This is a genomic window from Membranihabitans maritimus (genome assembly GCF_021729145.1).
GTDB classification, from domain to species: Bacteria; Bacteroidota; Bacteroidia; order Chitinophagales; family Saprospiraceae; genus Membranihabitans; species Membranihabitans maritimus.
Map to the genome: position 1 here is coordinate 18,255 of NZ_JAJSLW010000020.1, position 20,452 is coordinate 38,706.

The window sequence follows — 20,452 nt, forward strand, 5'->3', positions numbered from 1 at the left end:
ATGAAAATAGCAAAGATTCTCGTTTTGACCACTTATTTAATGATAGGTGGAGGGGTGCTTTTTGCCCAAAATCCGGTAGAAAGAATTACCGATTATTATAAGAATAATAACAGAGATTCTGCTCTTTTGTTAATTGAGGAATACGAGCCTGAATATGAGTCCCATAAACAATGGGACAGTTTAGTGGCTGTTAAACGGTTAAAAGCGGTTATATATTCGACCATAAAACCATTGCCCGAAGCCCTGGAGGCTTTTACTACCGCAGAAGAACTGGCAGAGAAGCATTTGCAACCTACGGATCGGGAATATATTATGGTAAAATTGAATAAAGGGGATTGTTTTAGCCGCATGAGCCGATATGATGAAGCTATAAAATATTTTGAGGATGTAGTTGAATTAGCTACCAAAACCCGTGATACTACCGGGATTAAAATAAGGGCGTTGGATCTTCAGTCATGGGTGTTGTTGGATCAACGGAAATTTCAGGAAGCCCTTGAATTGGCAAAACAGGTAAAAAAAGAGATTCTGGCAAAAAATCCTCCAGATACAGCATTGTTGATAGGAAATTTTGGGACGCTGGGGAATATATATTCATATCTTTCAGTATCAGATAGCGCATTGTATTATAAAGAGAAGTGGCTGGAATGTGTTAAATACTTTTACCCTCCTGACCACAGTAATTTGGGGTTTGCTTATACAGGCATGTCTGATTATTTTTTTGATTTGAAAGAGATGGACCAGGCATTAAAGTATTTAAACCGGGCGGAGGATGTGTTTTATCAAAACTATTTAAAATATGGGAATACTCGTTATCTGTCTGTTGCTATAGCTAATAAAGGGATGGTTTATTATGAACTGGGAGAGTACCAACTGGCCACCGAGTACTATGAAAAGGCCATTAGCCTATTGGAGAATGAATATGGTAGATACAACCGGTTTATGATGGAATTCTATCTTATTTTGTCCGATATTAAAATGCAAACAGGACAGCTTAATAGTGCGAAAATTTGGTTAGAAAGAGTTGATTCGGTTTTACTAATGAATCCCGGATTGGAGAATGAAATGATTATGTATACTGAGACGTATGACCTTCGTTATTACTTGTTGACAGGACAAATGGATAAAAGTCAGATCCTTTCAAATGCGCTATACGATTATTACAAATCTCGAGGCCTGTTGTATTCACATGAGGGATTGAATATAACCGTTAGATTAGCCCAGTTACACAGAAGGAATAAAGATTTTGAAAAGGCCTTAAGCTGGTTAAGGCAAAATTTGGTTATTAATGATTCCATTTTTACTACCTCCACTTCTTCCGCTATTGAGACCTTGAACGATATAATGGAAATTCAAATGACGTTGGGTAACTTTGATAATGTAGAAGAACTTGGAAAGGAAATATTGCGTCGACGAAATAATGGAAATAACGAATTGAACATTCGATTTTGTCTTCCATCCTATGATCTTTTGATTTTTGCCAATAACTGGGCACATTATCTCAGACAGGGAGTCATAGATAATAGGTTCTCAAAGGATCGATATGTCCGGTTTATACATGATTTTGAATCTTATTACAATCAACATCTGTCCATTATACGAAGTAATTCTACGATAAGTAATAATGCAGAAATTATCAAAGAAATTTATCAACCGGGGATAGAACTATTTTCGGAAGAAGATCCTGAGCAAGCAATAATTTATTCCGAAAAAATTAAATCATTTCTTACCCGGATCATTTTGCAGAGCCAATTAATACAAGCAGATAGTAAAGCAAAGGATTTACAGACAAAAGTAAACGAACTTATTGCCCGGTCAATTGAGGATAATTCTCAATCTGTATTTGTCGAAGCAGGCCGGGTTCTTGAAGAGTTTAATAGTTACAAGGATTCACTGTATAGATCCAACCGAATACTATACAATAAGACCTATGGTTTTCCGGATATTGAAATAGAAGATATATTGAATACACTGGAAAAAGGAGAGATGTTATTAGAGTATACCGCTTTGGATTCTGTGATGTATATTATGGGGATGAGTAGGAATTTCAGTGTTGTTAATAAGATTGATTTAGTAGACGTGGATTCATTATTATATGCGTGTAAAAATGGTTTGAATCGAGAGGCCTTACAGCAATTATATCTGCTTTTGATTCCAGAAAAAGTCCGACATTATACTTCGTTTTTTATTGTACCTGATTGGAAGTTATTCCATTTTAATTTTGAACAACTGGTAGATGAAACGGAGCAATATCTTCTGGCTACAAAGAATTTTCGGTATGCGTATTCTTCTGCCGTTTATAATTATCAATCGCAATTGGCAGAACAGAAAAATAATACAAGAAACATAATTGCTTTAACACCGGGATTTACCGAAGATCTAAAGGATACGTATTTACAATCCCTTCCTGGTGGCAATGTTGATTCCGCCTGGTTATATTTTCTTCAGCAACCTTTTTTGTTGAAATTGGCAGAGAGTCTAAATAGAATAAACGAATCACAAAGTTTAACTACTTCCAATGCCCATGAACTATCCTTTAAGTCCCATACCGGAGGATTTAAGATCATCCACCTCGGGACCCATGGAATTATTGACGATCATTCACCCCTTTTTTCCAAATTGATTTTTGCCAAAGATTCTTTGGAGGATGGTTATCTACATACCTACGAAATATTTGGTCAGAACCTGGATGCTAATTTGGCTGTATTATCTGCATGTGAAACGGGAATAGGTGATTATACCTCCGGTGAAGGGGTGGTTTCACTGGCGCATGCGTTTACACATGCCGGTTGTCCTTCTGTATTGATGTCACTTTGGAAAATTGATGAGCAAAGTTCTGCTGAGATCATAGATAAGTTCTATTCGTATTTGATACAAGGAGAGTCAAAGTCGAGCGCTTTAAGAAAAGCTAAACTGGACTTCCTGGCAGCATCACCCAATGAAATGAAAGCACCGTATTATTGGGCGGGATTAGTAATTATGGGTGATGATTCGCCTATACAATTTGCCAGTAGAAATCAGTGGATTTGGTGGTGCATAGGAGCTTGTGTGGTTTTATTAATAGTCTTTTTTAGAAAGTTTATCATTTCAAATGCTTCTAAAACTTAACTGCATTTCATATAAAAGATCCACAAATATAATCTGACTTTTTTAGCCCGAAATTGAATACAAATAAAAAAATATGGCCCCATTGGGATGCCCTTCCCAAGGAATCCATTGGAATGGCATAAGACTAAAAGAGCGAACAAAATTAAGGTTCTTGTCAGGTCGCAAAGGACTCCTCGGAGAGTCCGCTCTTGATAATTTAAGGAAAAACCGTCAGGTAAGTCCCGTCACATAGTGATCCCTTTTGGGGCATTAACTGCGGGATAAAGAGAAGCGTGGTGTGTTTTTGTTAGATAGAATTATTCACTACTAGATCCATTTCTTCATATTTACCATCTAAAAAGCAATATATATTCTGTAATACTCTTTTTGCCATTCTATCGGTGCACTCATGCGTGTAACTGCCGATGTGTGGGGTAAGAACTACATTGTCAAGATTCCTGAAGTCTTTTTCAGGATGCATAGGTATATACGGCTCATTTTCATAAACATCTAATGCAGCTCCTCCCAGTTTGCCTTGATGGAGTACATTATATAGGGCGATTTCATCTACAAGGCTGCCTCTTCCTGTATTGACGAGAAAACTATCAGTTTTCATTTTGGCCAATTTCTCATTATTAATAAAATGATGTGTGTGTTGATTGGCTGGTAAGTGAAGGGATAATATGTCAGCCTGTTTTGCTAGTTCATCGAAATCTGAAAATATCTGACTCGTTCCGTATGTTTCCTTTAATTCTTCTGCATTTGAAAGATCCCTTTTAAGGCCGATTACCCGGACTCCAAAACCAAAGTGGAGAATCTTGCTGAGCTGTAAACCAATATTTCCGAGACCGATTATTCCCCACGTCTTGCCTGATAAATCCATCCCAGGCGTTGAATTCCAAATTCCGGATTTCATCCGGGCAGTATATTTTCCTGATTTTCTCAACAATTCTGCTGCCATAAAAACTGTCAATTCGGCTACAGTGGTATCCAGGACTTCCGGAGTATTGGTTAATACAAGGTTATTTGATTTTATTTGATGTAAGTCAATTCCATCATAACCTACACCAAATCTTGCTATCAACCCATTGTTAGGCATTGATTGGTACAGTGTGTCTATGTATTTTTCAACGCCAAGCACAGCAGCGACCGCCTGGGTAGATTTTAATTTTGAAGAAAGGGATTTTTCGTCAGGAGGGACTCTTTTTATTTGTATTCGGTCTGCAGAATCAAAGATACTTTTTCCTTTATCATATATACTTTCTGAAATTAAGACTACGGGTTTTTCACTCATTCGACATCTTTGGATTTGGTATGATTTAATTGTGCTGTTGGGGTTTTTCCATGCCAATAATTCGCCAATACCGATCCTGATATATTCATCCAGGTTCCGAATAGATTGGGCGGTAGAGCAGCGATATGACTTTTCAAAACATCCATGGCCAACCCAGTTGCCATTCCTCCGTTTTGCATCCCTACTTCGAATGCCACCGTTCGGCAGTCGGACTCATGAATTACCGAGGTATTTGTTTGGGAATATCCGAGTCTATATTTCAAGCGGCCTATCAGGCTACCAAATCCCCTGGCACCCCAATATCCCAAAATATACCCTATGGTATTGTGAAGAACCGCTGCGATAACCAGGATGCCTCCTACCTGGATCAATACATCATGTGTTTGGGCAATAATAACAGCCAGGATGAGGCAAATACCTGCCATAGAAATTAATGGAAGGACTCGGTCCATCCAGTTGTTGTTTTTCCCCATGATTATATTGAGGATGATTTTGGCTAAAGCTACAAGTGCAATTAATATTAGTCCAAGGATGATTCCATTTCTAAGCGGTGATAACATGCCGAGAAAGTCTTCTGGAACAAAGTAAAAAACAAAAATAGCTATAATTGAAATGAAGATCATCATTGCAAGAGGACGAATCTTATTGACCCTTTTGTCCTGACTATATAAAATGGAATTACATAATATACCGGCCATAACAGGAACTACAATAATATTCATTACCCCTATCGCCATGGCCAGAGTGTCAATGGGAATAAATTTTCCGGCAAAATAACTCATTAGTAAAGGGGTCATGATCGGGGCCACAAAAGTCGATACAATTGTCATGGTTACTGATAACGCCACATTAGCTTTTGCTATAAAAGCCATAAGGTTAGATGCCACACCCCCGGAAACAGAACCAATTAATACAATTCCCGCTGCCAAATCTCCTTCCAGTCCCAAACCTGTTGCTATAAAGTAGCCTACTACCGGCATAATCCCAAATTGTAACAGTACGCCTACAAGCACAGCCCATGGAGCTGCTAATATCTTTGAAAAATCGGATACGCTCAAAGTAGTACCCATGCCAAACATTATTAGCTGAGTTAAAGGAACGATCAAAACAGATAGTTCAAAATTGCCCCACCGAATTAACCAGCCGGGATACAAAAGGGCAATTCCTACACAACAAAGTACACTTGTAGTAAAAGTATAACTACGCAGTACCTTATGACTCAGTACATAAAACAATACGGCAATCATTAAAATCATAACCCCAGGTCGATAAGGAATAGATGAAAAAACGGATGATAAAAGATATACTACTCCCAGCAGTCCAACTATTAAGGCGGATTTTGTTGAAATTAAAGAATGAATATTCATTTTATTTTGGAATTACATTGCAAACATACTAAAAAATAAAAAACTTAATTATAACAGGTGTCGATCTTAAATTTTTGTTTCTTCGGATACGATGGTATACCTGGGAATGCGAGATTCTATTTTCTAGTCAGGGAATTCATTAGCATAAATTCTGATGAATGACTGGAAATAAGCGGTAAGTAAAGAATCGGAATAAAATTGGAGGTTGGGTTGGCAATTTGATTCCTGGTAATCGACTGGAATATACTCGCAACCGGAAGACCCAAATAAGAGGTGAATGGTAAACAGTGAAAAGGATTTAGTTCTTGGCTCGTTTTTTCATGACAGGTTCATGTATATTGTCGACATTTTCAATGATCATTAAAGATAAGTTCCTGAATATAGGCAAGTTTAGGTAAGGAAATGTACTGCTTTTGTGTACATTGTGTCGGAATTTTATTTTAGAATATAATGTATTGTCATATATAATGTTAGGTAAATTCAAGAAAAGGCTGAATACGGTAGTGGAGTTTGAGCAGGTCCCCGTACCTGAGAAGAACCAAAAGAGTTGGTGGAGTTTTTTGGGAATGTACGCAGGTGAGCACACAGCGGGTACAGAATTTGTAATAGGGCCCTTATTTGTTGCTCATGGGGTAGCTGCCATGGACTTGATAATTGGCCTGGTAGTAGGTAATTTGTTAGCCGTTTTGAGTTGGGCATTTATTTGCGCTCCTATCGCTGTGAAGGAAAGAATAACTCTATATTATAAAATGCAGAAAATCTGTGGAAGTCGTCTAACTACAATATATAATCTGGTCAATGCACTGATGTTTTGTTTTTTGGCAGGCTCTATGATCGCTGTTTCAGCTACAGCTGTGGGTATCCCTTTTAATTTGCCTATGCCTACCTTAGAAGATTGGTTGCCAACAAGTTTTATGTGGGTTGTCATTGTAGTGGTTATTGGAATGATTACGACTGTTATTGCTATGTTAGGATATAACCAGGTATCCAGGTTCGCCAATATCGCTGCACCCTGGATGATATTAATATTTATAAGTGCTGCCATCGCTGTTTTGCCAGAAGTGGGGGTAAATAGTGCGTCGGACTTTTGGGGCGTAGCCCAGGAAAGGATTTGGACGGGAATTCCCCTGGAAGGACAATCCAAATTTACGGTATGGCATGTAATTTTCTTTGCCTGGTTCTGTAATATGGCTATGCATATCGGAATGGCAGATATGTCTATTTTACGGTATGCCCGCAGTTGGAAAGCGGGTTTTACTTCTGCCGCGGGGATGTATGTAGGCCATTATATTGCCTGGCTGGCCTCGGGTATTTTATATGCTGTGTTTTTATATAAAAGCCAGAATAGCCTTGAATTTGCACCCGGTCCTGTTGCGTTTTATGCAGCGGGTGTGGCTGGAGCCATATGTGTGATGGTTGCTGGGTGGACTACAGCTAATCCTACTATTTATCGTGCTGGTCTGGCAGTACAATCAATTTTGCCACATTTCAAGACGTGGAAAATTACTTTTATTGTCGGGGCTGTAACTACTTTGGCTGCGTGCTTTCCTGCATTGGTGATGAAGTTGCTGGAATTTGTGGCTTTGTATGGACTTATACTGATGCCGATGGGAGCGGTTATTTTTATTGATTTTCATCTATTCCCAAAATTCAATCTCAAGGAAGATTATGCAAAGCTTTCTGGCATACGTTTTAATTGGGCTGCAGGATTGACATGGGTATTGACATTAATATGCTGTTGGTTAATGAGTAAATTTCTTGGATTAGAAATATTCTTTCTGGGGCTTCCGGGGTGGTTTATAGCAGCAATTTTGTATGTTTTACTCGGAAAATATTACCAATCACAAAAAATTGCTACAGTATGAAATCCGGAAGTTTGAACATAATAATGTGGATAATTGCTTTTATTGGATTGGGTTTGACCATTATTCCTTCCTTTTTGCTTTTTTCCGGCGGAATTGATTCATCTGCCTGTAAAACGTTGATGGCAGTAGGAATGGTAGTTTGGTTTGCAGCTCGAATCTCTGTGAAAAACCAATAGATTCAAATGATTGGTATTATGTTATCAGGTCATTTTGTAGTGGATTTATAGTTTTTCTGTAGAGGTTGAATTACCTTCTAATAGCACACATCCAAGTTTGTACGCGATTCTGGCACCTATACTTCCATCGAATTCATGTGGAATGCCAGCTACTTCACACAAGTCTGCTCCAATAACAGATCTTCCACTTTGATGGATTTTTTCGATCAAATATACAGCCTCGTTAAAAGAAAGTCCTCCGGGTACAGGGGTTCCAGTATTTGGACAATTAACCGGACTAAGCCCATCTATGTCAAAGCTGATGTATACTTTATCGGGAAGTTTTTCAATGAGAAATTTACATATTCTGTCCCAATTTTCACCTTTAAACTTAGCCAGAGAAATTTTTTGGTCAAAATAAGTGTGAATTTTGTCCGGTTGTGATTGTGAAAAATCCCTTTCTTCCTGGCAGAGATCCCGGATCCCAACCTGGACAAGTTTTGAAACTTCAGGAATTTCAGTTATTACATTGTACATAATGGAAGCGTGGGAATATTTTAATCCCTCATACGATTTTCTCAGGTCGCAATGTGCGTCAATTTGAAGAATTCCAAAATTGGAATGAAATCCGCTTAGTGCTTTTAAATATCCCAAAGGAGTACTGTGTTCTCCACCAATTAAAAGAACTTTTTTATCTTTTTGCAGTAATTTTTGAGTCTTTTTATAGACCCATTGCTGAAGCATTTCGGATTCTTTATTAATTACTTTTCTAATTTTTAAAAGATCGGAATGTTCTTCAATTCTTTGTCCTGCCTCCAAGGCTGAAATATACTTTTTAGCTTTTTTTCTAAGGGCATTATTTTTCGTTATAATAGTTTTATTACTTTTCTCATAGTAAATTCCTTTATGCCATGCATTTGGAAAATTAATATCGAGTAAGTCCAATTGGTAAGACGCATTGAGAATATTTTCTGGACCGGAGCTGGTGCCATCTGAATATGAAGTGGTAACGTCCCATGGAACGGGAAACATGATTAATTCTGAGTCTTTTTTAGAGAATGGTAAACCTATAAAATTATTGTTTTTTAAACCTGGGCCATTGGGGTCGTAGTTTTTATATTTTTTCATATAGCATCTTGATTTAGCAAAGTAGTTTGGATTCTAAAGATATAAAATCAATAAAGTAAATGACAATAAACCTATTTTATTGAAGATGAATCCGTAAGTTTTAGAGGAATAATTCCGCCGATTAATTGTAAATGGATGACGCCCCATTAATCGCACCAGGTTTAAGGGCCCCGGGTGATCCAAAACATCATGATTTAGTGAAAAAACAAAAAGTTTTACTTAGTTGTTATTAGAATTAGACATATAAAACTATTTTTGTATTATTAGTATTAAAATTGAGGTGAATGAGGAAAATATACGTTTGGCTTTTTCTGGTAGTTAGCGCCGTTTCCGGATGTCGTATTGAAGATGCAGGACATTCGGGCAATTTGAAGGTAGTGTGTACCACAGGTATGATAGGTGACGCTACAAAAAACCTTACAGAAGGACTATCGGATAGTATTGAGGTATTTACACTGATGGGGCCGGGAGTAGACCCGCATTTATACAAACCATCACCTGATGTAGTTAACATTTTGGGGAATGCAGATGTAATTATCCACAATGGTCTTCATCTGGAAGGCAAAATGGCGGATATATTTAATCGTTTGAAGAGGGAGAAAATAATTATTGAGATATCAGAGAATTTGGATGAGCATAGATTACTGAATGCAACTGTTGCTAATACAGGTGCACATGATCCACATATTTGGTTTAATGTCGAATTATGGGCAGAAGCAGTTCGATATTTGGGGAGTAAATTATCCCTGATAAACGGGGTATCCCGGGAAAAGGTTCTTTCAAATACAGAAGCATATGTCTATTCCCTGGAAGAACTGAATAATTGGGTGAAAGATGAATTGGAAAAAATACCCACGGAAAATAGAGTGATGATTACTTCGCACGATGCATTCCGGTATTTTGGTGATGCGTACAATATTGATGTAATGGGGCTTCAGGGAATATCTACAGTAGCAGAATTTGGGTTAAAAGATATTACAGAACTTGTTAATTTTATAGTGGAAGAAAAAATTCCTGCTGTTTTTGTTGAAAGTTCTGTCTCTGGTAAATCAATGCAGGCGGTACAGGAAGGGTGCAAATCGAAGGGCCATAATCTTGAAATTGGAGGGACCTTATACAGTGATGCAATGGGGGCTGAAGGAACCCCGGAAGGGACCTATATAGGAATGGTGAAGCATAATGTAAATACAATAGTTAAGGCTTTAAAATCAGTATATTAATGAAAGAACGAAAGGTAGCCGTAGAAGCGCATAATATCACAGTAGCATATGATCGCCAGCCCGTATTATGGGAAGTGGACTTTGAAATGAATGAAGGGAATATCATAGGTATTATAGGGCCAAATGGCTCCGGGAAAACAACATTGATAAAAACTTTAATGGGAGTTATTACGCCGGACAGTGGTTATGTTGAAGTTTTTGGGGCAGAGATAAATAGGGTGCGCGATCAGATTGCATATGTGCCACAGCGGGAATCAGTAGACTGGGATTTTCCCGCCAGTGTATATGATGTGGTCATGATGGGGCGATTTCGCAAGAACAATCTTTTTCACAGATCCAATACTAATGACCGCAAAATTGTCCGGGAATCAATTGAGAAAGTGGGTATGACGCCCTATATAAATCGACAAATTGGCCAGCTTTCGGGAGGACAGCAGCAGAGGGTCTTTCTAGCCAGGTCTTTGGCCCAGGAAGCGGATATATATTTTATGGATGAGCCCTTTGTTGGCGTTGATGCTGCAACTGAATCTGCCATCCTGGAATTGATGACCACGATGAAAAATCTGGGGAAAACATTGATTATAGTCCATCACGATTTGCAGACGGTAAGCGAATATTTTGATGAGGTATTATTACTTAATACGCGCGTAATTGATTACGGCCCGGTAAATTCTGTCCTGACTGATGATAATTTGAAAGCTGCATATGGAGGGCAGTTGAATGTCTTGACGAAAGTCGGGGACTTATTGAAAAAAAGAGAATTTCCAATACGTGAAAAAGAGTTTAAAAAAAGAAGTAAGTCTTAAGGAATGGGGGACATAAATGACTTTTTGGATTTTGTATTGCTAAGGGAACCCAACATAGTATATGTTGTGGTGGGTACCCTATTGATTGGGGCTTCATCCGGTCTAATAGGGACATTCGCATTTCTCAAAAAGACATCTCTATTAGGAGATGCGATTTCACATTCTGCTTTACCAGGAGTTTGCCTGGCCTTTATGTATATGCAGGAGAAAAATGCGATATTCCTTTTATTAGGCAGTTTTGTTTCGGGTTGGATAGCAACATTATTAGTGGAGTGGATATCCAGAAGGACAAAGCTTAAAAATGATACGGCAATAGCCTTAATTTTATCCTTCTTTTTTGGTGTAGGAATTTTTCTTTTGACCATTATACAAAATGGAGGACAAGCGGCACAAAGTGGCCTCAATAATTTCCTGGTAGGTAAAGCGGCTGCAATCCAGCGATTTGATATCTATATATTTAGTGGAGTGGCTCTATTAATTATATTTTTTGTAGTCACTTTTTACCGACCGTTGAAAATAATGGTATTCGACCGTGATTATGCATTATCAATAGGACTTCCGGTTCGGATTCTGGAATTTTTATTAAATAGTGCTATTGTATTGGCTATTGCAGTAGGTATACAGGCAGTGGGGGTAATACTTATGGCGGCTTTATTAATTTCTCCGGCCGCTGCAGCGAGATTCTGGACATACAAACTTTCAAGACTTTTAGTGATTGCAGCTTCTATAGGCGCTTTTTCAGGGTGGTTTGGGGCTTTTGTCTCTTATACTGCTCCTGATATGCCTACCGGTCCATGGATTGTTACTTCTTTGTCAGTATTTGCCATCGGATCTGCTTTTTTTGCCCCGGGCAGCGGTATGATATCTCGTATCAAATTGCAGCAATCAAATTCCAGGAAAATGCTTTCCGAGAACATCTTGAAATCACTCTTTCAGATTTTGGAGGGCAGGGACGCAAATTCTCATGATTGGATTAAGAAAAGTACTCTTTTTGAACACAGGTTTTTTGATAGAATTAAGTTCCAGAAAGGAATACGGACATTAGATAAAAAACATTTTATTATAATCGATGGAGATAAAATCAGGTTAACGAAGCAAGGGTGGGCTGAAAGCAAAAGAATTGTCCGACTGCACAGGCTGTGGGAGTTGTATTTGTATGAAAAAATGAATTTAGCAGCAGACCATATTCATCCGAATGCAGAGACTATGGAGCACATCCTCACTCCGGAATTAGAGAAAATATTGATCAAAGAGTTGGATTATCCTGAGAAGGATCCTCATCAAAGTAAAATTCCTGAATAGCATGGATATTGGTATTGTATTTACGGCTTTATTTGTTGCTTTTAATTGTGGGATTCTCGGTGTCTTTCTAATGCTTAGAAAAATGGCTATGGTTGGAGATGCGATTTCCCATAGTGTATTGCCGGGTATTGTAATTGCTTATCTGATCGCGGGGACGAGAGCATCTTTCCCTATGCTCATAGGTGCTGCTGCTATGGGATTGATAACTACGGTCCTGATTGAATTTCTTACTAAAAAAGCGAGATTACAAAACGACGCTTCGATAGGTATTTCATTTACCTGGTTGTTTGCTATCGGAGTTATTCTCATTGCTGTATTTACAAAAGGGGGGATTGACCTTGATCAGGAGTGTGTTTTGTACGGGGATATCGCATATGTGAATCTCGATAAAATTATTGTAGATGGTAACTTGTACCTAGGGCCACGGGCTATGTGGAATCAAATTCCAGTTTTTGTTCTCATCTCTGTGGTGATTCTATTTGGATTTCGAGGCTGGCAAATAACCACTTTCAATCCAGATTATGCTGCATCCATGGGGATCTCTGTATCAAGGTGGCATTATTTACTTATGTCAATGGTGTCGCTGGTGACCGTGATGGCATTTGAAGCAGTCGGTGCTATATTAGTTGTAGGGTTTATGATCATACCCCCGGCAACAGCGTATCTTATCAATAGCAAGTTGAAGATGGTAATCGTACTCACATTGGTGTTTGCGACTCTTTCGGTGCTACTTGGATATCGCCTGGCTATTTATTTCAATGGTTCGATAGCAGGAGGGATGATTAGTGTAGCAGGAATTATATTTTTTGTCATTTGGTGTTTGCAACAAATGGTTAAAAAACTGCTGGTTGCCAGGAGTGATGAAAATGTGGGGGGCTGGTTGGTACAAGAGAATAAGATTATCCGATGATGTATGGGGGGATTTTTGAAAGTTTCTCTAATCTTTACCTTGAGAAATACCAGAATTATTTTTTAATACAAGAGATATTATTATATTTGCATCCGAATTTTTAATAAATAATTCGGGGTGTAGCGTAGCCCGGTTATCGCGCCGCGTTTGGGACGCGGAGGTCGCAAGTTCGAATCTTGCCACCCCGACAATTACGGTGTCAATAGACACCAAAATATAGCTAATCTTATGAAAATCAAGGATTTTCATTTTTCTTGAAATCATAAGATTGGCTTTATTATCAAATGAAAGGTTACCTATTCGGTTACCTGATTTATTACCGGAATTTTCACTACATTGGTAATTCAATAGACTTGACTTTCGCAGCGATTTGACTTTCGTAAACAAATCGATTATTCACTTAAAGCGAGAGTTTATGCAAACTTCCAAGACTTTTACCATTCATTTTTGGCTGAGTATGGCCAAAGCGAAAGATGATTTTGCACCCATTTATGCCCGTATCACGGTCGATGGAAAACGTGCCGAAATCAGTTTAAAACGATCTACATCGGTTACCTATTGGGATACCCATTCCAAGAGGTCAACTTTGAGAACTTCTGAGGGCAAAGCCCTCAATGTCTATTTAGACCAAGTGTATTCCGATTTATTGGAATGCCACAAACAGCTTCTGGGCGAATCCAAGTATGTCACCGCCCAAGCTATCAAAGCCCGTTACCTTGGGGAAGATGAACAGCACAAAACGCTTCTTCAACTGGTTTCCTACCACAACAAGAATATGATTTCCATTCTCAAGCCGGGCACGTTGAAAAATTATTTCACTACGGAACGCTACATCAAACGGTATTTAAAGAACAAACTAAAGACCAATGACGTTTTTCTGAAACAACTGTCCTATAAATTCATCATTGACTTTGAACAGTTCCTTCGCAACGGAAAATCCATAAACCGTTCCCAGCCCCTTAAAAATAATGGAGTTATGAAACATTTGGAGCGGTTGAAAAAGATAATGAACCTTGCCCTTCGGTTGGAATGGATCGAAAAAGACCCTTTTGTAAGGTTTTCGCTAAAATTCACAAAACATCAACGGGCATTTCTGTCCCAATCGGAACTTGAAGTTTTGGAATCTGGTCAGCTTTTAAAAGGGATGCACCAAAAAACAAGGGATGTTTTTGTTTTTGCCTGTTATACGGGACTATCCTATATCGATGTGAAATTGCTCTGCGATGATCATATTGTACGTGGAATTGATGGGGATTACTGGATATTCACAAAAAGGGAAAAGAATGATGAAGCGGTAAAAATTCCCCTTTTGGATAAAGCGCTTGCTATCCTGAAAAAATATGATCAAGAACCTAAAGGCAAGCAAGAAAAACTGCTACCGGTTTTTTCCAATCAAAAGATCAATAAATATTTGAAGGAAATAGCGGCAATCCTAAAAATCAATAAAAAGCTCACGTTCCACGCAGCCCGACATACGTTTGCCACTACCGTTACGCTTTCCAATGGTGTGCCCATTGAGACCGTTTCAAAACTACTGGGTCATACCAAGCTTTCCACAACGCAAATCTATGCCCGGGTCATCGAGCAGAAAGTATCTTCGGATATGCGTTCGTTACGCGGTAAATTAAACACCAAGGACAAAGCTGAAACTAGGGTGCATTATCAATAATTCATTTCGGAAAACACCTTTTAGGTTCTAATCCAGTCGACACTCTTATTTTTTCCCGTCTGATCCTTTGCAGATTTTGGTTTTTTATTGAGCCATAAATTTCTACGTTAAGTCATTTTTCATTTCGGTCAGCTGAGGCAACCAAAACCAAACCGGGGGCAAATGTAGCCACCTTCCACCGCTTGGTCAAGGCCAGGCCCTTCGGGATGCCGAACATTTTTCTGCGAAAAATAACCGCTCATACCTTGCCACTTCCTCCCTGTGGCTGTTAATGCCCTGTTTTGGTATTGCTCGTTGCCTTACAAGCTGCCAAAACGATTTAAAATAATGTTTAACTCAAAAATTTTAATTATGGCAACAACAGTAAAACAAAACGGAACTGCAAAAAAGGATACTGCATCCGTTAAAAAAGAAGTACAGAAAAAGCTGACCGATGAAGCTATCGGAAAAGCTGCTTCAACAGAAAAAGCGTTAGCATCTAAAAAGGCTACCATCAATTTGGATGATCGGATTCAAAATTTCGAGAAACTGAGAGGATTGGCGACCCAACGGGAACGGTTGACCCAAACCTTGAACGAGTTGACGAAGTTCAACTACAACCAAGGGGATTCAGCCTCGTTCTATATACGGGATTCCCACAATTTGGAGTTTAAAACGACCAATACGAACCTTATCAAATTGGTTACAACACACTTACAGTCCACTTTGGAGGAACGAAAGTCCGAGATTGAAGAACAGATTGTAGAGTTTGAGCTCTAGAATAACTTCAAATCCTTTAAACAGGAAGCCTACTCCCCAAGAGTAGGTTTTCTTTTGTGATTTTGAATGAAAAATAGAGGTAAATAGTATTCAATCAATATGTGCGCAAAGGTAAACCCGTAAAATACTCACATCAAAAGACTACAGCATAAAACCGCTCCCGCACTCGCTATTTATTCCGTTTCCTTTTGAGCCGAGATTTTATCTTCCGTTTGGTTCCAGCTTAAATATTAATTGTTTAACTAAAATCAAATGTTATGTATTTATCAAATTTACAGCAGGATGAAATCTTCGTTCCATCAGAAATGAAATCCTTGAAAAGCCTGACCCAGATGGAATCCCGAAGGGGACTTGAAAATGCCATAATTTCGAATGGCAAAATTGTCAACGTGGTATCGAACAGCTACGGCCACGTACCGAACGAACTATTCTTTAAGAAAGCAGAGGAAATGTTGACTGATGCAAAACTGAATTATCAGAAACGGACGATCAACAGGAATGATAGGTCTTTCATTACCGACTTTATCATCGACGATAAAAGCCAGTTTTCGGTAAAGAATGAAAAAGACCTGATACTGCCGATGCTGCGGTTTAAGAATTCCTATGATGGGAGCGAAAAAACTTCCGGGCATTTTGGCTTTTACCGACAGGTATGCTCCAATGGACTGCACGTTTCGCAGGCGGAAATCGAGTTTTCCATCAAGCACAGTAAGAACAATACCGACCTGATAATGCCAAGGTTGAGCAATCTCTTTGATAAGTTCTTGGATAATGAATTTTACACCATTACCAAAAAATTCGATAGAATGAGGGAATTTAAAATCATCGACACAAACAAATTTGTCAAGGAAATTCTCGAAAAGACGAAATTGTTCCGGTATGAATGTAGCGATAAGAACAATGATCCTTCAAAGAAATCCCGTGAAGTCCTTGAAATTCTGGATAATGAAGCATTGTTACTTGAGGAAGCTCCCAATTTATGGATAGGCTATAATGCGTTTAACCAGATGCTTCACAATACCTTGAAGAAAAGCTTTTCACAACAAGAACGCTTGGACAAAAAACTGTTCGATGCCGTCTTTGAAATGGCTTAATGCCAACAAAGGTTTATCCAGTACCTTAAACTGGATTTTTTCCTGTTTTCTCGGCAATGCTGTTTATTTAGAAAGTTGGCTTTGCAATCCCACTCAGCCCATTCCCCTGCATTCCGCAGAAAAAGCTGCATTCCGGGAAAAGCGCTTCATTACAAAGGTCTTGGACACAACTCCAAAGCTTCCGATTTCCATTCCACTTGCCCGCTCATTCCCTAGAAAATTCGGGAAGCGGCCAAACTCCATTCCCAATCTACACCTTTGAAGTCAAGTCCGCTTTAAATCCTGCTTCAAGAGGATAATCCGTTTTTATAATCCGGTCAGCACATTGCCGCTCCATTTCGCGAAAAGCTACATTCCGGGCAAAGAGCTTTCCTGCAAAGGTCTTGGACACAACTCTAAAAGATTCCGATTTCCATTACGTTAACCCTGCCTGAAAAACGGCAGGAACACTTCATTCCCAATCTACATCTTTAAAGTTAAGTCCGCCTGATAGGAATTCCATTTATCATTTAGTCCCGCTTCCTATGTTTTTATACTTCACAAAAGGCATTTAGACCTACCCCCGAGCCACCGCTGTCCCAACCGTTTTTTTGTAAGCAAAATACCAACATTTGGAAGTTGAACGGACTGCATAACCGGTCGTGCCTCCCTTTTATAAGTCCTTATCAATTCCAAATATTGAAAATGTATCAGCAACAAAAAAAGGTAACAGCGGACGGCTCTATGGGAAGTAAATCTAAATTGAATATTATGAAATCTTACAAAAACATCAAAAAGGAAGCGGGACTAAAAAAACAAAAAAAGGAAAACGCTCTGGATATAATAAGTAAATCACTTCAAAAAAATATAAACGTAAACTGCCTGAATGGTTCAGGTAGCATTTTAATTAATCTTTAAATATTTTATTATGAGTACTTTAAAAAATCACGTGCAGTTAATCGGAAACGTTGGACAAGAGCCACAGATCACGAACCTTGAAAGCGGTAAGAAAGTAGCCCGTTTTTCACTCGCCACAAACGAGTATTACAAAGGTGCCAAGGGCGAAAAAGTCCAAAATACCGAATGGCACACGATTGTAGCCTGGGGCAAAACTGCCGAAATCATCGAGAAGTATGCCGGAAAGGGCAAGGAAATCGGGGTAACCGGGAAATTGAAATCCCGAAGCTACGAGGACAAGGACGGTATCAAAAGATATGTTACCGAAGTGGAAGCCAACGAAATCCTTTTGTTGGGAACTAAGAACGGCAACAATTCAGGCGACTAATCTAAAATTAAAGAGGGCGTAACCGTCTAAAGATGCGCCCTCTTTTTCATTATCCATTAATTAAAATTAGATAACAATGAAAGCACAAGTTAACGAAATCAAACAGGGATTGCAACATTTTCACGGTTCGGAAACCATATTTCAAATCCCATTATTAAGAATCCGATACACCAACGGACTGAAATATTTGGCGGAAGCTGCCGAATGTTTTTGGCTCATTACGGACGCTTCCGTAATCGCACAAAACCTGATGAACCAAAGCGAATTTATTACTATCGACTTCAAGAGATTGTCCGAGGACAAACAGGATTTTACGGGCTACGAAGCTGAGATAATCTACACGGATGGAAATGATAATATTTTGGAAAAACACGGGTATCGGACGACTGATTTTCCGCTTGATGAACTACGGTTGTTTTTTGTGAATAATACGCTGATGTTACCGAGCGAATATTAACCCCTTCAAAACCTAAAAATTATGATCTATCTAAATTTTTCAGACTTGAACGGGGATGCCCAAGAACGTCTTTTGGAAAGTTCAAAAAAAGACGTCGAGCAAAAATTTGGCGATGATATTCGGAAGTATTCAAAAAAGCATTGCACCAATTTTGAGGTAATGATTGAGGAAGAAGCACTAAGGAATTTATACAGTTATACCTATGTGTTTAATATCTGAAATTGTCCAAATAGGAACGGAAAGACCTTTGAATTTTCAGAGGTCTTTTTTTGCTAAAACATATCCAGTTCAATAAAAATCCTTATCTTTATTCCGCTGAAATTCAGCATTCAATTTTACGCAGGGGTATCCATTTTTTGACTTTCGCCGATAACCCTGCCCATCGAAAAATTACATAACGGGAAATCTTTTCCCTGAAATTGGCAATTGGCTTTTTAGCCAGATTGTACGAAATTTTTGTTCGCCCGTGGCGAACGAAAAGGAGTAGCAAGAGGGTAACACGCGATGCGATGTTAAGCACTCCTATTCCTTGTTAATCACCTGATTTTTAAACACTTAAAAATCAGCCGATTATTTAGATTTCTACAATTTGCGACAAATGCCCTGTGAGCGCCTATTTTTAGGGAAGGATTTGCGACAAATCGGCGAATTATGGACTCATTTATCGGCATTAGGTTTAAAAAGGAAACAGCAAAGCGTTTTCAGGAATTTTCAAAAATACATTTCAAATCGCACACCGAGGCAATGGCCACGATGCTCGATTTTTTCTTCTACAACGAAATCTCTCCACGGGAAAGATTGGGCCCGACCGGAAGGACGATCGAGGCCAATTTAAAGAAACGGATCAATGCCGTAATCGCCATAATGAGGGATATGGAAAAGACCCAGACCAAACCTACGGTGGCGATGATCGAATCCCTTTTTCAGACCGAAGAACCCAAAAAGAAACCGCTGATCTTAGAGAAGAAATATGTGGAAGAAAAGCCGAAAGTAAGATTTCAGGAAAAGCAAAACCACAACAACGAACTATAAATTTTTGAGCTATGTATATCACGATCACACCTCAAAAATTGGGCAGGAACTATGCCCAAAGTTCGGCCGATTTTGTAGGCTATCTGGAAAAAGAAAACCAAGGTCTGGAGCAGGAAGAAATGGAACACTTTTTCAATCAATATGGCGATGAATTTTCAGCGGAAGAAGTGGTAAAAGATATTGATGGGAACGGTGCAAAACTGAAAAAGAAAGAGCCGAAATTCTATTCGATCACGGTCAGTCCTTCCAAATACGAATTGAACCGGTTACAGAACAGCAGCGAAGATTTAAAAAAGTACACCCGTGAGCTGATGAAGGATTATGTGGCATCATTCAACCGGGAAATCAATGGGCGCCCTGTGACCATCGATGACATAAAATATTATGCAAAAATCGAGCACCAACGAACGTTTAAGGGAACCGACAAACAGATTAGGGAAAACCAACCTTTTGCTACCAAAATACTTCAGCTAAGAAATGAAATCCGAAGCATAGAAAACGGCTCGATGGAAGGAAGTGTTAGGAAGCGGGAACGGGAAATCGCAAAATTAGAAAAGCAGGCCCCACATCAACAGGATGGGAAACGGATCGTCCAAGGAATGCCCAAGGCGGGAAGCCAAAGCCATATCCATATTATCGTGAGCCGAAAGGATGCGTCCAATTCGTTCAGCCTTTCGCCCGGGAGCAAATACAAAGCTTCCGATGTCGAGATGAGGGGGAAACAGGTGAAACGGGGTTTTGACAGGGATAAATTTTTTGAAAATGCCGAAAAGAGCTTTGACAGGACGTTTGGCTACCAGCGGAACTTTGCGGAAACCTACAAGGCGCGGAAGGATTTTATCAAAAACCCAAAAATCTATTTTGCCTCGTTGATGAAATTGCCCACCAATGAAAAGGCAATCGCTTTCAAGTTGATGCGGGAAACGGGCATCCCGATAATGCCAAGCATCCCGACCAATCAGGCGCAGCTCGCCCTAAAGGTTTTCAACAAACTGCGCAAAGGTTTGGACGTGGCCATCAAATCAAGTTCAATCGGTATTTAATTC

At 39.1% G+C, this 20,452-nt stretch carries 20 protein-coding genes and 1 tRNA gene; 17 read left to right on the top strand and 4 right to left on the bottom strand.

What is annotated here, in order from left to right:
- Positions 1 to 3,105 carry a CHAT domain-containing protein gene (locus LVD47_RS19080; RefSeq protein ID WP_236979748.1) on the top strand — a complete coding sequence of 1,035 codons (3,105 nt, stop codon included), beginning with the start codon at positions 1 to 3 and terminating at the stop codon, positions 3,103 to 3,105.
- A gap of 286 nt (positions 3,106 to 3,391) precedes the next feature.
- On the opposite strand, the gene LVD47_RS19085 is transcribed toward LVD47_RS19080, so the two are convergent.
- Both LVD47_RS19085 and LVD47_RS19090 read right to left on the bottom strand, forming a co-directional pair.
- The gene (locus LVD47_RS19085; protein WP_236979750.1) at positions 3,392 to 4,378 is read right to left on the bottom strand and encodes a 2-hydroxyacid dehydrogenase; all 987 of its coding nucleotides are present in this window, start codon (positions 4,376 to 4,378) and stop codon (positions 3,392 to 3,394) included.
- The gene (locus tag LVD47_RS19090) at positions 4,375 to 5,745 is read right to left on the bottom strand and encodes a bile acid:sodium symporter family protein (RefSeq protein WP_236979752.1); all 1,371 of its coding nucleotides are present in this window, start codon (positions 5,743 to 5,745) and stop codon (positions 4,375 to 4,377) included. Before LVD47_RS19090 ends, LVD47_RS19085 begins: the two co-directional genes overlap by 4 nt.
- A gap of 467 nt (positions 5,746 to 6,212) precedes the next feature.
- Between LVD47_RS19090 and LVD47_RS19095 the strand changes: the two genes are divergently transcribed.
- Together LVD47_RS19095 and LVD47_RS19100 are read left to right on the top strand one after the other, a co-directional pair.
- The gene (locus tag LVD47_RS19095) at positions 6,213 to 7,610 is read left to right on the top strand and encodes a purine-cytosine permease family protein (protein ID WP_369427827.1); all 1,398 of its coding nucleotides are present in this window, start codon (positions 6,213 to 6,215) and stop codon (positions 7,608 to 7,610) included.
- Positions 7,607 to 7,786, top strand: coding sequence for a hypothetical protein (locus tag LVD47_RS19100; protein ID WP_236979756.1), 180 nt, complete (start codon positions 7,607 to 7,609; stop codon positions 7,784 to 7,786). Before LVD47_RS19095 ends, LVD47_RS19100 begins: the two co-directional genes overlap by 4 nt.
- Positions 7,787 to 7,831: 45 nt before the next feature.
- Here LVD47_RS19100 and LVD47_RS19105 read toward each other — a convergent pair whose 3' ends face one another.
- Complete coding sequence (locus LVD47_RS19105) at positions 7,832 to 8,893, bottom strand: agmatinase family protein (RefSeq protein WP_236979757.1); 1,062 nt, start codon at positions 8,891 to 8,893, stop codon at positions 7,832 to 7,834.
- A gap of 284 nt (positions 8,894 to 9,177) precedes the next feature.
- Between LVD47_RS19105 and LVD47_RS19110 the strand changes: the two genes are divergently transcribed.
- From LVD47_RS19110 to LVD47_RS19145, 8 genes are all read left to right on the top strand, one after another.
- On the top strand, positions 9,178 to 10,113 hold the full coding sequence (locus LVD47_RS19110; RefSeq protein WP_236979759.1) for a metal ABC transporter solute-binding protein, Zn/Mn family: 936 nt from the start codon (positions 9,178 to 9,180) through the stop codon (positions 10,111 to 10,113).
- Complete coding sequence (locus tag LVD47_RS19115) at positions 10,113 to 10,919, top strand: metal ABC transporter ATP-binding protein (protein ID WP_236979761.1); 807 nt, start codon at positions 10,113 to 10,115, stop codon at positions 10,917 to 10,919. Before LVD47_RS19110 ends, LVD47_RS19115 begins: the two co-directional genes overlap by 1 nt.
- Before the next feature lie 3 nt (positions 10,920 to 10,922).
- The gene (locus LVD47_RS19120; RefSeq protein WP_236979764.1) at positions 10,923 to 12,221 is read left to right on the top strand and encodes a metal ABC transporter permease; all 1,299 of its coding nucleotides are present in this window, start codon (positions 10,923 to 10,925) and stop codon (positions 12,219 to 12,221) included.
- A 1-nt stretch (position 12,222) separates the two neighbouring features.
- On the top strand, positions 12,223 to 13,131 hold the full coding sequence (locus LVD47_RS19125) for a metal ABC transporter permease (protein ID WP_236979765.1): 909 nt from the start codon (positions 12,223 to 12,225) through the stop codon (positions 13,129 to 13,131).
- Positions 13,132 to 13,244: 113 nt separating this feature from the next.
- Positions 13,245 to 13,319, top strand: a tRNA-Pro gene (locus LVD47_RS19130).
- Between the two features lie 227 nt (positions 13,320 to 13,546).
- Complete coding sequence (locus LVD47_RS19135) at positions 13,547 to 14,800, top strand: site-specific integrase (RefSeq protein WP_236979766.1); 1,254 nt, start codon at positions 13,547 to 13,549, stop codon at positions 14,798 to 14,800.
- 351 nt (positions 14,801 to 15,151) lie between these two features.
- Positions 15,152 to 15,559 (top strand): hypothetical protein, encoded by a 408-nt coding sequence (locus LVD47_RS19140; RefSeq protein ID WP_236979767.1) that lies wholly within the window; start codon positions 15,152 to 15,154, stop codon positions 15,557 to 15,559.
- Positions 15,560 to 15,816: 257 nt separating this feature from the next.
- The gene (locus LVD47_RS19145; protein WP_236979768.1) at positions 15,817 to 16,653 is read left to right on the top strand and encodes a DUF932 domain-containing protein; all 837 of its coding nucleotides are present in this window, start codon (positions 15,817 to 15,819) and stop codon (positions 16,651 to 16,653) included.
- A 250-nt stretch (positions 16,654 to 16,903) separates the two neighbouring features.
- On the opposite strand, the gene LVD47_RS19150 is transcribed toward LVD47_RS19145, so the two are convergent.
- Positions 16,904 to 17,044, bottom strand: coding sequence for a hypothetical protein (locus LVD47_RS19150; protein WP_236979769.1), 141 nt, complete (start codon positions 17,042 to 17,044; stop codon positions 16,904 to 16,906).
- Positions 17,045 to 17,337: 293 nt separating this feature from the next.
- Here LVD47_RS19150 and LVD47_RS19155 point away from each other — a divergent pair, with 293 nt between their 5' ends.
- From LVD47_RS19155 to mobB, 6 genes are all read left to right on the top strand, one after another.
- Entirely contained in the window at positions 17,338 to 17,550 is a 213-nt protein-coding gene (locus LVD47_RS19155; protein ID WP_236979770.1) for a hypothetical protein, read from the top strand.
- 10 nt (positions 17,551 to 17,560) lie between these two features.
- The gene (locus LVD47_RS19160; protein ID WP_236979771.1) at positions 17,561 to 17,917 is read left to right on the top strand and encodes a single-stranded DNA-binding protein; all 357 of its coding nucleotides are present in this window, start codon (positions 17,561 to 17,563) and stop codon (positions 17,915 to 17,917) included.
- Positions 17,918 to 17,993: 76 nt separating this feature from the next.
- Positions 17,994 to 18,374 (top strand): DUF6876 family protein, encoded by a 381-nt coding sequence (locus LVD47_RS19165; RefSeq protein WP_236979772.1) that lies wholly within the window; start codon positions 17,994 to 17,996, stop codon positions 18,372 to 18,374.
- A 21-nt stretch (positions 18,375 to 18,395) separates the two neighbouring features.
- Entirely contained in the window at positions 18,396 to 18,593 is a 198-nt protein-coding gene (locus LVD47_RS19170) for a hypothetical protein (protein WP_236979774.1), read from the top strand.
- Positions 18,594 to 19,025: 432 nt separating this feature from the next.
- Positions 19,026 to 19,406 (top strand): BfmA/BtgA family mobilization protein, encoded by a 381-nt coding sequence (locus LVD47_RS19175; protein ID WP_236979776.1) that lies wholly within the window; start codon positions 19,026 to 19,028, stop codon positions 19,404 to 19,406.
- An 11-nt stretch (positions 19,407 to 19,417) separates the two neighbouring features.
- Positions 19,418 to 20,449: a MobB family relaxase gene (gene mobB / locus LVD47_RS19180; RefSeq protein WP_236979778.1), complete on the top strand. Its 1,032-nt coding sequence runs from the start codon at positions 19,418 to 19,420 to the stop codon at positions 20,447 to 20,449.
- The last annotated feature ends 3 nt before the right edge of the window (positions 20,450 to 20,452 follow it).

Coding starts and splice junctions, on each gene's coding strand:
- LVD47_RS19160 (WP_236979771.1), top strand. CDS start 17,561: ATGAGTACTTTAAAAAATCACGTGCAGTTAATCGGAAACGTTGGACAA.
- LVD47_RS19140 (WP_236979767.1), top strand. CDS start 15,152: ATGGCAACAACAGTAAAACAAAACGGAACTGCAAAAAAGGATACTGCA.
- LVD47_RS19175 (WP_236979776.1), top strand. CDS start 19,026: ATGGACTCATTTATCGGCATTAGGTTTAAAAAGGAAACAGCAAAGCGT.
- LVD47_RS19135 (WP_236979766.1), top strand. CDS start 13,547: ATGCAAACTTCCAAGACTTTTACCATTCATTTTTGGCTGAGTATGGCC.
- LVD47_RS19125 (WP_236979765.1), top strand. CDS start 12,223: ATGGATATTGGTATTGTATTTACGGCTTTATTTGTTGCTTTTAATTGT.
- LVD47_RS19080 (WP_236979748.1), top strand. CDS start 1: ATGAAAATAGCAAAGATTCTCGTTTTGACCACTTATTTAATGATAGGT.
- LVD47_RS19110 (WP_236979759.1), top strand. CDS start 9,178: ATGAGGAAAATATACGTTTGGCTTTTTCTGGTAGTTAGCGCCGTTTCC.
- LVD47_RS19155 (WP_236979770.1), top strand. CDS start 17,338: ATGTATCAGCAACAAAAAAAGGTAACAGCGGACGGCTCTATGGGAAGT.
- LVD47_RS19120 (WP_236979764.1), top strand. CDS start 10,923: ATGGGGGACATAAATGACTTTTTGGATTTTGTATTGCTAAGGGAACCC.
- LVD47_RS19085 (WP_236979750.1), bottom strand. CDS start 4,378: ATGAGTGAAAAACCCGTAGTCTTAATTTCAGAAAGTATATATGATAAA.
- LVD47_RS19145 (WP_236979768.1), top strand. CDS start 15,817: ATGTATTTATCAAATTTACAGCAGGATGAAATCTTCGTTCCATCAGAA.
- LVD47_RS19105 (WP_236979757.1), bottom strand. CDS start 8,893: ATGAAAAAATATAAAAACTACGACCCCAATGGCCCAGGTTTAAAAAAC.
- LVD47_RS19170 (WP_236979774.1), top strand. CDS start 18,396: ATGATCTATCTAAATTTTTCAGACTTGAACGGGGATGCCCAAGAACGT.
- LVD47_RS19100 (WP_236979756.1), top strand. CDS start 7,607: ATGAAATCCGGAAGTTTGAACATAATAATGTGGATAATTGCTTTTATT.
- LVD47_RS19115 (WP_236979761.1), top strand. CDS start 10,113: ATGAAAGAACGAAAGGTAGCCGTAGAAGCGCATAATATCACAGTAGCA.
- LVD47_RS19095 (WP_369427827.1), top strand. CDS start 6,213: ATGTTAGGTAAATTCAAGAAAAGGCTGAATACGGTAGTGGAGTTTGAG.
- mobB (WP_236979778.1), top strand. CDS start 19,418: ATGTATATCACGATCACACCTCAAAAATTGGGCAGGAACTATGCCCAA.
- LVD47_RS19090 (WP_236979752.1), bottom strand. CDS start 5,745: ATGAATATTCATTCTTTAATTTCAACAAAATCCGCCTTAATAGTTGGA.
- LVD47_RS19165 (WP_236979772.1), top strand. CDS start 17,994: ATGAAAGCACAAGTTAACGAAATCAAACAGGGATTGCAACATTTTCAC.